Origin of the sequence: Turicimonas muris, from assembly GCF_002221595.1 — a bacterium.
Classification (GTDB): domain Bacteria; phylum Pseudomonadota; class Gammaproteobacteria; order Burkholderiales; family Burkholderiaceae_F; genus Turicimonas; species Turicimonas muris.
In genome coordinates, this window is sequence record NZ_NHMP01000002.1 from 280,314 (window position 1) to 295,414 (window position 15,101).

Consider the following 15,101-nt stretch of genomic DNA (forward strand, 5'->3'; position numbering starts at 1 on the left):
TAAGAAAAATTAGCTATTGAGCCATCCCATGAGAGTGTTATTATTTGGAAAAAAGAAATTTTAAAAATTTTTAAGAAAGGGAAAAACATGGGTAAAGAATCGAAATACGCCGTAGTCGGTAACCCTGTGGCCCACAGTTTGTCACCGGAAATTCATGAAGCCTTTGCTAAACAGTTTGGCGACAATATTTCTTATGAAAAAATAGAAATTCCATTAGGAGAATTTGAAAGTTACATTGAAGATCTGATCTCAGAGGGATATAAGGGTGTCAATGTGACCATTCCTTTTAAGGTTGATGCTTATCGTTTTTCCACTAAAACGACGGCCTATGCAAGACAGGCAACCGCCGCTAACACTCTCAAATTTGAAGGAAATAAAGTTCTCGGAGAGAACACCGATGGGATTGGTTTTGTCCAGGATTTAAAAGGGCGCCTGAACTTTTCTTTGAAAAATAAGAATATTTTGATTTTAGGTGCCGGCGGAAGCGTTAGAGGACTGCTCCCAGTCATTCTTGACGAACTTCCTAAAAAGATTTCAGTTGCCAATCGTTCGGTTGCTCGGGCTCAGCAGCTGGCCGATGAATTCGGAATCCAAAGTATTTTGTACGATGAGACAGGCTCTGAACAATACGATCTTATTATTAACGCCACTCCCGCAAGCCTTCAGAATAAGGCTCCTCTAATTCCTGCAAATGCCTTTGAAGATTGTGAACTAGCTTTCGATCTGGTTTATGCTGCTGATCCGACACCGTTTATGCAAGTTGCAAAAGAAGGTGGGGCAAAAGTTACATCTGACGGCCTGGGAATGCTTGTCGAGCAGGCCGCTGATTCTTATAATTTCTGGCTTGGACATCGGCCCGAAACGACGCCGGTCTATGAATATATTAGGAAACTGTTAGCGAAAAAATAGAAAAGTGAGAGACAAGGTGTCTCTTTGAGGAGTGAAGCTTGAGTCTTCAAGAAAACACTATTGGCTTGGCCAAGGATGAAGAGATTTCAGCACGTGACCCCGAAGCAGCGGCACGTGCTTTGGCACTTGTCCAACAGTTAATCGAAGAAGGCGAAGAGGCCGAGGATAGAAAAGATCTGAAAGACAGAGAGGCCATCCGGCTTGATCTCCGAGATACTCTGTCTGAACTGCATCCTGCTGACGTTGCCTATATTCTGGAAGCTCTTCCTCTTGATGAACGTCTGATTGTCTGGGACTGTGTCAGGTCTAGTCAGGACGGTGAAATTCTTGTTGAGGTCAATGAAGCGGTTCGTGAAACCCTTATTGATGCGATGAACAAGGACGAGCTTGTCGATGCCGTTGAAAAGTTGGGCACCGACGAGATTGCTGATCTTGTTGAAGACTTGCCGCCGGATGTTGTTGCTGAGGTTCAGGAAGGTCTTTCCCACGAAGAGAGAGCACAGCTGCGGGCGGCAATGAGCTACCCGGAAGATTCCGTGGGTGCCCGTATGGACTTCGATATTGTCTCAATTCAGCAAGATGTTACGCTCGATGTCGTTCTTCGCTATTTACGCCGTTTAAAGAAACTCCCTGATCACACTGACCAAGTATTTGTAGTAGACCGAGACGAGAGGTTAATGGGAACTCTTCCGGTTGACCGAATTCTTACTCATGCTCCGGATCAGTTGGTTAAAAATGTGATGGTTGCAGACGTTTTGACACTTTCCCCTTTGGAAGATGTCGGAGATGCGGCTTCCGCCTTCGAACGTTATGACCTCGTTAGTGCACCAGTTATTAACGAAAGCGGACGATTGGTGGGCCGTTTGACCGTTAATGAAGTCGTTGACATTATTCGTGAAGAAAGTGATGAAGAAGCTTTCGGCGCCGTCGGTTTGGATGATGATCAGGACTTGTTCGAATCTATTTGGTCATCTGCAAAAGCCCGCTGGATTTGGCTTGGAATCAATTTATTTACAGCATTCTTTGCATCCCGCGTGATTTCTGCATTTGACGGGACAATCGAAAAGGTTGTGGCTTTGGCCGCTTTGATGCCGATTGTTGCAGGTATTGCTGGGAATTCCGGCAACCAGACATTAACTCTGCTGGTTCGTTCTTTAGCGACAGGCCAGATTACAGAATCAAACCAGTTGGACGTTATTAAGAAAGAAGTTTTAGTTGCTCTTATCAACGGATTTATCTGGGGAATTATTGCGGGGCTTTTTGCTTGGGCTCTTTACTACAACTCACCGGACGGTAAACTTCTCGGCTTGACTATGTTTATGGCGATGATGCTGAATATGCTGATGGGTGCCGTTGTAGCTATTCTTGTTCCGCTCACTCTTAAAAAATTAGGAAGGGATCCGGCGTTAGGTGGCTCGGTTCTTCTTACTTTTATCACAGATTCCGGCGGCTTCTTTATTTTCTTAGCCTTAGCTACTTATATTTTTAGCGTTTAGAGCCTTTTGCGGTGAGACTTGAATTTGTCTCCTACAAGAGGACGTTCAGAAAAGATAAAGCCTCCCGAAGGAGGTTGATGCGCTTTGCGCCTATTAATTCTCGCAGGTGAGAATTAATTACTCGTCTGTGCCGACCATAACGTTGGAAGCCTTGATTACGGCGTAGGCTTTTTTGCCGACTTCAAGGTTAAGAGACTTAGCAGAAGTAGAAGTGATAGAGGAGACAACCTGTGTGCCGCAGGCGAGTTCGATAGTAACTTCTGTGGAAACAGGGCCTTCTTTGATGGAAACAACTTTACCTTCTAAAACATTACGTGCAGATAATTTCATTTGAAACTCCAATGTGTTAATTCGAATAATTAAGCGAGAAAAATCTTAAGAAGTCTCACTTCATCAAACAACTTTTTGAGGCGTTATTTTGAAGGAGAATATTCCTCTCTGAGATAAAGTAAAAGAGCGTTATTCCATTAGGGAACTCTTGGGTATCAGTGTTTGCGTAAGAGAAGCTCGCTTTTGCAGGATTAGGAATTTGAATAACGGATTGACAGAAAAAGATGTAATGAGTCTGTTTGAAATAAATTGATACATTCTATTTTGGTTTCTAAGGGTCTTTGCCTAGGGTTTGGAACTAATGATTCATTTTCCGCTATTCGAAGCAAGAAAAACTTCTTAATTAGAAAGCTACTTGGTTGACTATTTCAGATTAACCGATTCGGTTAGTTTTAAACCGAAAACTGTTTTCCACGCTATATATTCATTTTATTAGCCTCCTGGAGTTGATGATGAATAAAAAGTGGCCCTATCTAGTTTCTGCGTTAGTTATATCCGTATGTAATTCAAGTTTTGCTCAAGAGCCGATTCCAGGGACACCGGTTTATGAAGAGCTAGAGAAAGTTGTAGTAGTTTCCAGACACGGAGTTCGGTCACCGACTCAGTCAGTTGAAACGCTTGCTTCATGGAGTCCTCGTCAATGGCCCGAGTGGGGAGTAGAAAAAGGGTATTTGACCCCAAGAGGATATGGATTGGTTAAGGGAACGTGGAAACAAAACAGCAGAATAAGCCCGTTCGTTTTTAGTCAATGTCCCAATCCGAATGAAGTTGAAATCATTGCCGACGTAGACGAACGGACAATTAAAACTGCTGAGGCTATAAGCGAAGGCTTATTCCCACAGTGCGGAATAAAGGTCAAAGTTACTTCTGCAAAACATTCGAAGCTGTTTTCACCGCTTAAAGCCAAGGTTTGTAAGATTCGACATCCTGATTCTTTAGCCGAGAAATTGACTCAAAACTCTAGAGGCGTTTCTAAGGTCTACGCTCACGAGATATTTCTATTAAATAAAGTCACCGAAGGCAATTTTTCCGGCGAAATGGTAGGGCATGCAAGTAAACATAAAGTTGGTTTGAGCGGGGGGCCTTACTATGGTTCAAGCTTTACGGAAATTCTGGCCTTAGAGTGGGGCCAGTGGCCTGATCAAATCCCGGGCTGGGGCCAAATGCCATGGGCGGAAATTCTGAAAGTTATGCCTTTACGGGTTGGCGTTTTTTCAATTCTTAACCGGGATATGGAAGTGGCTCGGTATAAAGGATCGGCCCTAGGAGCGAAGATTATCGACTCATTAGAAAAAACAGACGGTCCTAAATATACTTTTTTGGTCGGACATGACACTAACTTGGCCAATCTTGGTGCTTTGTTTGACTTGAACTGGAAGCAGCCGGACAGAATGAGAAATGAGAATGTTCCGGGTGGCTATTTGACTTTCGAAAAATGGAAAGTAGGAGATAGAGAAGAAATTCGTGTTTCTTATTCAGCACTGAGTCCGGAACAAATGCATGCTTCCGAAGTAACGCTTCCTCCGGTAGAAACTCAGATCCTTCCTAAAGGGGTAGAGTTTTCTCAGTGGGTAAGACACTATCGCGGTCGATTAGATAGCCGGTGTATAGCGAACGACTGATTTTTTCAGCAACTCATGTAAAATCCTTCTCTCGATGTATATGGTTAAGTGGAGAATTTACGTTAGCGAGCTCCTTTGATGACCAGGTATTTGTCGTCGAGAGTTCCTTGTAGATAATTCAAAACATTATCAACGGCAGCGATGTTCATTTCAGCAGAATTTTCTACAGTAGAAGAAGCTGTATGAGGAGTGAGGACTGCCGTGGGACAGTCAGCAAGAGGTGAGTCCGTGCAAGGCTCGGAGGGAAATACATCCACTGCAGCGGCTCCAAGTTTTCCGGACTTTAATGCGTCTGTTACTGCAAATTCGTCGATAACGGGACCTCTGGCAATATTGATCAAAATCGAGCCTGTCTTCATCTGATCTAATTTATTCTTGTCGATTAGATGAAAAGTGGAATCCGTCAACGGAACATTCAGAGAAAGGAAGTCTCCCTCTCTAAGGAGGGTCTCTTCATCGACGTATTTGACACCATAAGTTTTTTCATCCTCGAGATTCGGATGACGGCAGTAGTAAATCACATTCATTTTGAAAGGAACGGCTCTTTTAGCAATCTCTTTTCCAATTCCTCCGAAGCCATAAAGAGCTAAAGTTTTTCCTTTGGCACCCGGTTCCAATGTTGGTTTCCAAACATGTTTATGCATCAATTTGTTTTGAGCATCAATTCTTCTGGCGAAATAAAGAACGTATGCCATAACATGTTCGGCTACGGCACCTTCAACAAAACCTGTAGTTCGGGTCAGACCGATACCGAGCTCTTTGAGAGCATTCAAATCTATTGCGTCGTATCCAATACCGTTTCGAGAGATGAATTTGAGTCTGTTCAGCCGTTTAAGAAGGTTCAGTGAATAAGTTTCCGTGCCTGCAATGATGATGTCGGCATCTTTAACTGCTTCATACAGAATATCTTCGCTTACGCCCGCACCCAAGGCAGGTCCGCTGTACTTCCATGCGTTAAGTCCTGCTTCTTTAAGCTTGCTGAGAGCCGTATCTGTGAAATTTACGGTTGTTATAACTACATTCATTTTTTATGGTTCTCCAGAGGTAAGGAAACGTTGTCCAAAAGATTACTTAACCCAATCGTACATGTTATCGAACAGTGAAGACATTACATACACAGTGCGGCCACTCTTTTTCAGAAGACCTTTAGACGTCCAATCCGAAAAGAGTCTGCTTACGGAGACACGAGTCAAATTTACGACGGAACCGTACTGCTCGTTCGTTAAGTCGAGAGGAATCCGAATCCAAGAATTTGGCGGGATCGGTTTTTCATAGCTGATGAGAAGAACTTTGAGTAAGCGCCTGAGCCGTTCCGCCGGTTCTAATGTGAAATTGGCAACCATCGCTTCTATTGAGCATTCTTGTTTGAAGACCACATGTTTGGCGTAATCAAGACTGAATTCCGAATGTTCAAGCATAAATTTGGAAATCAAATGGGGATGCATAGCCAAAACTTCGCAAGGGCCGATTGCGCGGGTCGTTACATTGACTTTGGTTTCAGTCAAAGCGGATAAATCACAGGCAGATCTGCCTGGAATTAATAGGTTGAGAACGCTTGGGTGACTTTTATATCTGTCAGCGATGTAGTAGGCGGCCGCTCCTTTCGTTATCAGGAATAGTTTGTTGTTTTCTCCGCGGCTTTTAAGCAGCTGACCTGACTTATAAGTGAGCGGAACGCCATACTGGGAGAACAGCTCAGCGACTTCTCGCGGTTCCTTCGGAGGGATCCAGGGAAGGGCATGAAAAATTTGACGCATTTGTTTCTTATTTCAATATTGGACGGGTCAATTTTTTCACGTGCACCAAGTTTTGAAAAGTCGGTATTACACCGTTCCAGCCAAAACGAAAGCCGCCCGAGGGCGGCTTCCGTTCAGTTCAGGAGAAACTATTTTTTATTTTTTGCCGATATTGTGATCTTTGACAGCGCTTTCTGCAGCGATTCTGCCGGAGTTAACGGCAAAACCAATGGTAGAGCCGGCCATCAAGAGGTCATAAGAGTCACCGTACATACCGCCGACGTCGGAACCTGCTGCGTAGAGGTTAGGAATAACTTTATCCTTGTCTGTGACGACTTGGAGACGATCGTTAACTTTGATGCCGCCGAGTGTTCCGAGAGAGGAGGCAACGCTCTTGATTGCGTAGAAAGGACCTTCTTTAACTGGGAAGATGTACTGCGGATCTTTTGCGAAGAGTGCGTCATGGCGAACTTCTGCAGCATTGTTGTATTGTTCAACGCTGGCTTTCAGTTTTTCAGGATCCATACCGGTCTTCTTGGCTAATTCTTCCAAGGTATTAGCTTTTACTGCCCAACCGGCTTTTTCAGCTGCCGGCCATTCTTCTTCAAACTTGGTGAGTTTGGCACCAATTGGAACCATTACGCCAACGCCCTGGACGATACCGTCATGCTTCATGGAATTGAGGTTCTTGTTGTCATAAACAACCCACATCTGGCCGCCGATTCTTTCAAGAGCGTTGCCGGCTGCGGGCCAGTCACCCATAATTGTTTCGTCGCAGAAGCGATCTCCGCCCGGTGTCAGCCAAAGATGAGGCTGCTTAGCTGTTGCGGAAACGTGATTTGTCGTTCCCACTCCTCTTGGGCCCGGACGATAAGATTGCTGAACATCCAAGCCTTCTTTACCGCCGCCGGCAGACCAAGCCATCTGAATACCTACACCGTTTTTACCGGACTGTGCTAATCCGTCAGTATTTGGGAAACGTGTGTACTTCTTCATCATTTCGGGGTTGTCAGCGAAACCGCCGGTTGCGATGATAACGGCTTTCGCATTGACAGTAACTGTATTGCCGTCTTTGTCTTTTGCAATAACGCCGGCAACCTTACCGTCTTTCATAAGGAGTTTTTCAGCAGGTGTATTGAAAAGGACTTCAACACCGTAATCGCTCTTTGATTTCTTCTGGAAGAGGTTAATCCAACCGGCTCCGCGGCCTTCATAAATATGCCAAGTGTAGAGACCGCCTGGATAGTTTGTTGTAAGTTTTTCAAACTTAACGCCGTGCTTAATCATCCAGTCAACAGTGTCAGCGGATTTGTCAACGATAGCTCTTACGAGACGAGCGTTACTTCTCCAGTGACCGTAGTTCATGATCTTCTTGAAGGTTTCATCCTTTGTGAGAGGAATGTAGTAATCACGCTGCATCTTTGTACCAACCGCAAAGATACCTTCAGAGAAGTTGCCTGTTCCGCCCGGGAGTCCTTTCTTTTCTAATCCGACGACCTTAGCGCCAAGTTCGCCTGCTGCGAAAGCAGCCGCTGTACCGGCGGCGCCTTGACCGACGACAACGATGTCAGTGTCGATAACTTTGTCGGCGGCATATGTCATTGTGGACAATGTTGCTAAAACGGCAATAGTGAGCAGTTTTTTCATTTATATAGTCTCCTTGGAATTAAGTGCTAACAGCAATAACTCTTTGAATTATCGAGCTAATTTTGCCAATCACCATAGGTGAGTATTTTGCTCCGAGTAAGCTCGTTTTGTCCGTAACTTTCTTTACACGAAAAAGAGAAGAGTTGTATCTCGGGATACATTTTCGGGGTAATTACTTGAATGGTGTAAGTTAACAAAAAATGAGAAAGACACTTACCAAAAGATTTTCACTATGTAAAAATGGCGAAAAAAGAGGATTTAAAAATGCCTTCTCCCAACCCTAGTTTCTCAGTTCCATTGCCCACTACTGTAAAGGTACGAGTGGAAGAGCAAATGATCCAGAAGGATTTTCGCGGCTACTTAACCCGAGCAATTACCTGGACAGCGTTAATGCCATTGTTCATGCTTGCTTTCATGCATCTTAATCAGATTCAAAGAGAAAATGAGGAAAATGATGTTAGACAGATCGCAGTAATGGAGCAGCTGGGAAGACAGCTTTCGAACGAAATCGAAACTATCCGATCATTTTTAGATTCAAGTCTGGATTCATTATCAATTCATTTACAGAATCCAAAAAGTTATTTCAAAGAATGGGCACAGACCAGAGTTACGCGTCAGACATCGTTTAACTCCCTTTTTCTCATTCCTACTCAAGAGGGATTCTCCGATAAGACCATTAATCTCCATGAGTCGGAGAATCTAGGTCCCGGAGATGAAAGATTATTTCATTTACTCAGTCAGAAGTTTCGACACGCCGCGAGCAATTTTGAATTCTATAAATATACGGAAGGTACTCAGCCGCAGTATTGCTTTGGCTCTCCCGTGAAGGAAGAGCGACTGCTCAAAGGTTATTGGCTGACAACTTGCGTTTCTGAAAAATATTTTTCTGAAGTGTTCGAACATATTATCGGTCTCGAACCGTTCTCTATTCAGCTTCTAGACAGTTCAGGACAAAGTTTCTTTCAGAAGCCCATCAAAAGAGAAAACTTTTCATTCTCTCCGCTCGGAGGAAAAGACTTCTACGAGGAGGTGCATGAAAAGATAAAGAATTCTCCGGCCGTCTGGAGAACAGACAAGAAAAGAAATGAAGCCCAAGTAATAACGGCAATGAAAGTATCTCCAGGTGATCTTCTTTTAGCTGTGGGTCAGCCTCTGGCAATTCGAGATAGGCAACTTCTTTCATCACTAACGACTTCAGGTATTTTCCTGTTGGTTGCAATTCTTGCGGCCTTTGTGGTTGGGACGGTCTTAGGAAGACAGCTCAACGAGGCTGTTCATAAGTTGATTGAGCAATTCAGTGCGTTTGAGAAAACCGGGAAGATTTCTAAAATGGACGACGTGTTCAAAGAAACTGCGCCTTTAGAACTGCAGCTTCTTTCAACTAAGTTCGAAGAAATGGCGGCCACAGTTCTGATGAGCCAAAAAAGGCTTGAGTCTGTTAATGAAGCATTGAGTGAGCAAGTTGAAAAACGGACCGCTTCTTTAAACCAAAGAAAAGAAGAGTTGAAGAGCCTGCAGCTTTTATTGGCTCCTCTGGAGGACTCGGTAGACGTTGTTATCGCAAAAACTATTAATCGATTCAAGGATATTTTTACTATTCCTACGCTTTTCTTTTCCAAGGAGATGCTCGGGAACAGCGTGTTTCAGTACATCTCTGTAAAAGCTAATGATGGAAGCAGATTGGGTTATTTATACTTTGATTGCGGAGATGGAAATCCTTCCTCGTTCGCCTCCGGTCCTCTTCTAAGGCTCGCCCATTCCATTGCAATTGTTATGGATAATCAGGAAATGTATTCTTCCTTGAAAACTTCAGCTTCCCGCTTTACGGCTTTGATGGAGTCAATGACTGAGGGAGTTATCTTGGTAGGAAAAACAGGAAGTCTTCTCTATGGTAACAAGGCAGCTAGAGGCCTTTTAGGATTGATGCCTAAACAGGAAGTGCCAAATTTTGAAGAATTATTTTCTTCTCTATTCCGTTCGTCAGAACTTGGAGAGGAAGGTTTCGATAAACAAGAAGAGCGTCCTCGAAGATATTCAAGCACAACAGATTCTGATTTTTTTATTGAAACATCAGCTTTTAACGTTCCCGGTTTTTACGGATTTTCCGGAAGACGCCGCGGCCTCTTAATAAGAGACATATCTCAAGATATAGCAATGGAAAGGATGAAAAAGAACCTGGTTTCGATGGTTGCTCACGAGTTAAAAACTCCTGTGACAACAATGAGACTTCAAGTTGAGACTCTTCAACGGCAACTTGTCCAAAGAGATACTGAATTTTCTCATGAATTGCTCTCGGAGATGTTAGAAGAGAGTTCAAGACTGCAGCGGCTCGTTGAAGATTGGCTGGATATGTCCCGAATAGAGGCAGGTTCCATTGTTCTGCGTCCCAAGATTTATTCCATTAGGCGCCTCCTTGATCAGGCAATTGGTGCTGTCCGCCAACACTATCCCGAACTAAAAATTACTACCCAAATCCAAGAAGGTGCAGAGTTTTTAAAGGCAGACAAGGACAGACTGATTCAAGTATTTATCAATATTTTTGGTAACGCGGCGCGCTATCGATCGAAATTAGAGCCAGTTTGCCGTGTAACGGTTCGTCTGGTAAAAGACGAAATAGAAATTGCTTTCCAAGATAACGGAATAGGAGTAAAGGAGAATTATCTCTCGAAGATATTCGATTCTTTCTACCAAGTAGAAATGGGTTCGGATAGAAAAGTGGGAGGAACTGGGTTAGGCTTAGCCATTTGTCGCGGCATTATGACTGCTCACGGCGGCAGAATTTGGGCAGAAAGAAATAAAGAAACAGGTACTACTTTTAAATTGAGGTTAGCGGTATGAATCCAAATAATTCTTTGATTCTAGTGGTTGACGACGAAACAAAGATCAGAAGACTTATTAGTACTAATTTAGCTTTTGAGGGATTCGATGTGGTCCAAGCAGAGGACGGGAAGCGAGCCTTGGAGGTTTTTAATCACTCCTTGAATAAACCCGATTTGATTCTTCTTGACTTGATGATGCCGGAAATGGATGGGATGGCGATGTTAAAACAATTAAGAAGGTACTCAGACGTTCCCGTCATTATTCTTTCAGCAAAAGATGAAAGACCAACGATTATTGAAGGTTTTAGAGAAGGAGCCGACGACTTTATTTCCAAGCCGTTTTACATTCAAGAACTTTTGGAAAGAATTCGGGCTGTGCTTCGTAGAAGCCAAAGAGTAAAGTCAGTGCAAAAGCCAGCCCAGGAAGTTTTGGTAAGTGGCAACTTGTCCCTTAATCTTTCCCAGAGGGACTGTATGGTCGGCGATGAACATGTGAAGCTGACCGACAGAGAATTTCGTTTACTTTTTGAGTTGATGAAACATCCCGGAGAAGTTTTAACCCATGAAAGATTGTTGAGAGCAGTCTGGGGTGACGAATACATAGGCGAAGTTCAATATTTACGAGTTACATTTGCCCGAATCCGAAGAAAGCTAGAGCAAGCTGGTTTGACGAGAGATGTGATTGGAGCATATTCGAGCGTTGGATATCTTCTGCTCGAAGAATAACTTATCCGCAGTAACTCATTATTTTTGCCCATTTTTCTTGGTTAGGAGTAATTACTGAGCTTTAGCAATTTTTTTGCAATATTTTTAAAAGTTTTGTTATTGAGCTGCAATGCGATCTTGAGATCATTTTCTTGAGGAAATCTCAAAACTCAAATCCATTGGAGAAAAAATGACAACTCAAATCGTCATAGCGCAATGCATTATGGTGTTGACGCTAATAGTTATGATTACAGGCTTAACGCCTATTTACATTACTGCTATTACCGGTGCAGCTATTTCCGCCATTGTTGCCGGCTTCCCGCTCGCGGGAAGTGCTCCGGTCACAGTCGCAAAAATGATTAACTCCGGCTTGAATCCGGTTATTGCAGATATGACGGGCATCTTGCTCTTTATCGGTATCATGCAGGCTACCGGTTTCCTAGATGTTATCGTTCGCGATATCGTTCGTGTTGGAAATAAAATTGGCGGTGGCCCCGGTGTCTGTACAGCCGGCGGTATTGCTGCCGGATGTATTGGTGCTTTAACCGGTTTTACACAGCCGGTTATTACTGCTGTGATCACAGGTCCTGCTGCTGTGCGTTTAGGCGTTGATCCGAACAAAGTCGCCGGTATTCAGGGCCACGCCGGTCATATCGGCAACTTGGCAGGCTTTACACATCCAACTCAGGTAGCAATTTTGGCAACTGCAGGTATTGGATACGGTTTATTCAATGTTCTAGGCTTAATTGCAGCTCTTTCAATTTTCTTCATGTCCTGCCTCCGTGTTATCCGTGATATGCACAAGCGCGGCGTCACTATTTCTGAAGAAGACAGACTGGCAGTCATGGCCGAGATTAACAATAAAGAGTACAAGACTACTTCCTTCCGAGCTTTCCTCCCATTCATTGTTTTGGTTGTTGGTTTCGTACTTGGCTTGCCTATCTTCTTAGTAGGTTTGGTCTCAGCATTGGTTGTGATGGTTCTTGCCCATAAGGACATGAAGTCCTCCGAACAGACTATGATGCAAGGTGTTGGACTTATTGCTACTCCGTTGGTTGCCACTATCGGCTTTTTATTCATGAGTACGGTTATTAAGCAGATCGGTTTGGCAGATACTATCTCCACATTTGCAGCCCCGATGCTTTCCTTCTCTCCGATTTTGATCATGTTCTGCGTGTCTTTCGTCACGGGTTTCATGACTCAATCCTACGGTGCTTCCGTTGCAGTAGTTATTCCATTCCTTCAAGTCGTACTCGCTTCAGGTGCTGATCCTTTTGCAGCTGCTTTCGCTGCCGCATCCGGTGCATCTTTGATTCAATACTTCTTGACAGGCGGTCCGGTTGCAGCTCTGGCTACAGTTATTCCGGTTGTGCCTGGTTCAGCTCTTAAACCAGCTAACTTGTTCCAAAGACCTTCCATTCTCTTTGGTTGCTTCGTAGCTCTGTGCATTTCCATGGCACTTTCTATTCTCTAATTTTGAAATAGGCGAGGGATTTGAAATCTCTCGCCTTTTTGGGAGCGTCAATGATTAAATTAATTAAAGAGGGCAAAACCGAGCTGGGAATTGTGGGACACGCCGGATATGGTCATGCAAATAGCCATCTTGGATTTATTCAGGACGATTCAGGAGGGTTAAGCGCAGTGACTGCGTTGCTTCAAAGAGCAACGGGTATTGATTTGGAAATAGTAGAAATAAACGTTAAAACCGGGCGTAAAGACGCCTATTTTGAAGTTAAAACTAAGAGCGGAGGGATAGGGAAGGCTTTTGCCAGAAGAGGTATTACAGCTTTTGAAAAAAGACTTTCTTCTTATGCTCTCGGAAAACAAGCTATCAATTCTCAAGCTATTGCATGCGAAGCTTTTGGAAGAATTCTTGGGCAAGGTGCCATGGAAGTTCCGGTTGCTTTTCAGACAGCAGTGGCAAATGCTGCTATGGACAGCTTTTTGCAGCAGTATCCCGACTTTTTCCTGACCTCGAATGAAGAAGTCGAAGGAAATTGCGGCAAAGTCATAGGAGCCAGATTAAACATTAACGGCATTAACGTTTCAGTAATGGGTCTGACTAACGCTTCCGTCGGAGGACTAGGGCCGAATGAAGATATTGAAGGTAATGTTAACCTCTTTGGCAAGTTTGAGCTGATGCAAAAGCTCGGGCTTGATGGTTTGCCTTCGTTTGTAATCGAAGGAAAAGTTTGTGCACAACCTGTGTCATCAGAAATTACAAAACCTACTTTCCTTATCAGAGGAAACGAGGAACATGACAACTCAGTGGTTGCAGAATGTCTTTTGAAGGGTGCAGAAAATCTAGGTTATCCAACAATTTATCGTCCTGAGCTGCTGCGCAGATCTGAGAGTGCCATGGAGTCGCTCACCAAAGAGCAGGGAGAGTACATTCAGGAACTCGGAAAGAAGTTTTCCGCCGCTACAACTTCGTTTGAAAAGGTAAAGATAGCTGCAGAACTTAATAGATTTGCGAGTGAAGACTTAGGTGGTACGACTTTCATGTCTAACTCTATCCATAAGGTAATGGGCGGAGTGGGCTGTATTCCCGGCACCAGCTGTGTATTAAGCTTATTTATTCCGAACAGCCAGTTGGAACAAGAAGTGCTTCCTACGCTTTCCTTAGATGATGTAGACAGATATGTAAATTTAATCATCAAAGGAATCGAAGTTCTAAACGGAAGAAAACAAGAAGCGTCAGTGCGCTTAGCTGAGATTAAGAAACAATTCAATCTATAAGGAGTTAATAATGAGCGGAAAGAAGAAAGTCATCGTATTTACAACCGGCGGCACAATTGCTATGAAATACGATCCCAAGGTTAATGGCCTTGTTCCTGCCGTGAGCGGAGAAGATTTGGCAGCGGCTGTTCCGGGTTTAGATAAAGTCGCTGATGTCGAAGTTCGTGAGTTTTCCAATATCGCTAGCCCTGGAATGACTCCCGAGATGATGTTCCAGCTTTCAAAAATGATTAATGAAGCTTTAGAAAGTGATGATGTGGCTGGTGCTGTGGTTACACATGGTACTGACACAGTGGAAGAAACTTCTTACATGCTGGATTTGCTTCATCAAAGCGAAAAGCCAGTTGTACTTACTGCTGCAATGAGAGGTGCCGGAGATACAAGTCCTGACGGTCCCGCAAATATCTATTGTGCAGTAAAGACAGCAGCTAGCGAGGAAGCTAGAGGGAAAGGCGTGATGGTTCTTCTCAATGAAACTATTCATGCAGCCGGACAAGTCCGCAAAACTCATTCTGCCAACCCTGCTACTTTTGCCTCTCCATGGTGGGGGCCCATTGGTTACTGCGATGTAGACAGAGTTGTATTCAGAAGAGAGCCTTTGAATCGTCAAACTTTCGCTCCTGAATCTCTCACGGCACGCGTTGATATTGTCCCGGCCCAGACAGGTATCGGCCGAGATTACATCGATTACGCTGTCGCAAAAGGCTGCAAAGGCATCATTGTTGAAGGATTCGGCAGAGGAAATATTCCGCCGATGATGGTAGAAGGAATTAAAGACGCAACAGACAAAGGTGTTGTAGTTGTCATAACTACCCGAACTCACGGAGGCCGTCCTTACCAGGTCTACGCCTATCCGGGTTCGGTCACTGACAGCAGAAACAAAGGGGCAATCCGTGGAGGAGAAACCTCAGCTGCAAAAGCTCGTCTTAAATTAATGGTTATCTTGTCCGAGAAACCGGAGTTAGCAGGCAATAGAGAGGAATTGGAAAAACTCATGGATGTGTAGAAAAGATTTGACATGAAATACTAGCTTTTATTTTTAAGCAGCCGGCCATTTTGTATGACCGGTTTTTTTTGGAAGGAAGGATGTCGGGTTTT

General features: G+C 43.9%; 12 protein-coding genes. 8 read left to right on the forward strand and 4 right to left on the reverse strand.

Features of this window, described 5'->3' with window-relative positions; genetic code table 11:
* Nucleotides 1-87: 87 nt before the first annotated feature.
* Entirely contained in the window at nucleotides 88-909 is an 822-nt protein-coding gene (aroE, locus tag ADH67_RS04630) for a shikimate dehydrogenase (RefSeq protein ID WP_066593776.1), read from the forward strand.
* Nucleotides 910-947: 38 nt separating this feature from the next.
* The gene (gene mgtE, locus ADH67_RS04635) at nucleotides 948-2,405 is read left to right on the forward strand and encodes a magnesium transporter (RefSeq protein ID WP_066593773.1); all 1,458 of its coding nucleotides are present in this window, start codon (nucleotides 948-950) and stop codon (nucleotides 2,403-2,405) included.
* Nucleotides 2,406-2,522: 117 nt separating this feature from the next.
* On the opposite strand, the gene ADH67_RS04640 is transcribed toward mgtE, so the two are convergent.
* A complete protein-coding gene (locus ADH67_RS04640) occupies nucleotides 2,523-2,735 on the reverse strand; it encodes a TOBE domain-containing protein (RefSeq protein WP_066593772.1) in 213 nt (70 codons plus the stop codon).
* A 452-nt stretch (nucleotides 2,736-3,187) separates the two neighbouring features.
* Here ADH67_RS04640 and ADH67_RS04645 point away from each other — a divergent pair, with 452 nt between their 5' ends.
* On the forward strand, nucleotides 3,188-4,357 hold the full coding sequence (locus ADH67_RS04645; RefSeq protein ID WP_236578539.1) for a histidine-type phosphatase: 1,170 nt from the start codon (nucleotides 3,188-3,190) through the stop codon (nucleotides 4,355-4,357).
* A 62-nt stretch (nucleotides 4,358-4,419) separates the two neighbouring features.
* Here the strand turns inward: ADH67_RS04645 and ADH67_RS04650 are convergent, their stop codons facing one another.
* From ADH67_RS04650 to ADH67_RS04660, 3 genes are all read right to left on the reverse strand, one after another.
* Nucleotides 4,420-5,382 carry an NAD(P)-dependent oxidoreductase gene (locus ADH67_RS04650; RefSeq protein WP_066593769.1) on the reverse strand — a complete coding sequence of 321 codons (963 nt, stop codon included), beginning with the start codon at nucleotides 5,380-5,382 and terminating at the stop codon, nucleotides 4,420-4,422.
* A gap of 42 nt (nucleotides 5,383-5,424) precedes the next feature.
* On the reverse strand, nucleotides 5,425-6,114 hold the full coding sequence (locus tag ADH67_RS04655; protein ID WP_066593767.1) for a Crp/Fnr family transcriptional regulator: 690 nt from the start codon (nucleotides 6,112-6,114) through the stop codon (nucleotides 5,425-5,427).
* A gap of 135 nt (nucleotides 6,115-6,249) precedes the next feature.
* Nucleotides 6,250-7,740: an FAD-dependent oxidoreductase gene (locus ADH67_RS04660; RefSeq protein WP_066593765.1), complete on the reverse strand. Its 1,491-nt coding sequence runs from the start codon at nucleotides 7,738-7,740 to the stop codon at nucleotides 6,250-6,252.
* 333 nt (nucleotides 7,741-8,073) lie between these two features.
* Between ADH67_RS04660 and ADH67_RS04665 the strand changes: the two genes are divergently transcribed.
* The 5 genes from ADH67_RS04665 to ADH67_RS04685 all read left to right on the forward strand — a co-directional run bounded on the left by ADH67_RS04665 (nucleotide 8,074) and on the right by ADH67_RS04685 (nucleotide 15,009).
* Nucleotides 8,074-10,578, forward strand: a complete 2,505-nt coding sequence (locus tag ADH67_RS04665; RefSeq protein WP_158212623.1) for a sensor histidine kinase — start codon at nucleotides 8,074-8,076, stop codon at nucleotides 10,576-10,578.
* Nucleotides 10,575-11,285, forward strand: a complete 711-nt coding sequence (locus tag ADH67_RS04670; RefSeq protein WP_066593763.1) for a response regulator transcription factor — start codon at nucleotides 10,575-10,577, stop codon at nucleotides 11,283-11,285. The genes ADH67_RS04665 and ADH67_RS04670 overlap by 4 nt, the downstream gene beginning before the upstream one ends.
* Nucleotides 11,286-11,454: 169 nt before the next feature.
* Entirely contained in the window at nucleotides 11,455-12,738 is a 1,284-nt protein-coding gene (locus ADH67_RS04675; protein WP_066593761.1) for a citrate transporter, read from the forward strand.
* A gap of 50 nt (nucleotides 12,739-12,788) precedes the next feature.
* The gene (locus tag ADH67_RS04680; RefSeq protein WP_066593754.1) at nucleotides 12,789-14,003 is read left to right on the forward strand and encodes a hypothetical protein; all 1,215 of its coding nucleotides are present in this window, start codon (nucleotides 12,789-12,791) and stop codon (nucleotides 14,001-14,003) included.
* A gap of 10 nt (nucleotides 14,004-14,013) precedes the next feature.
* On the forward strand, nucleotides 14,014-15,009 hold the full coding sequence (locus ADH67_RS04685; protein ID WP_066593751.1) for an asparaginase: 996 nt from the start codon (nucleotides 14,014-14,016) through the stop codon (nucleotides 15,007-15,009).
* The last annotated feature ends 92 nt before the right edge of the window (nucleotides 15,010-15,101 follow it).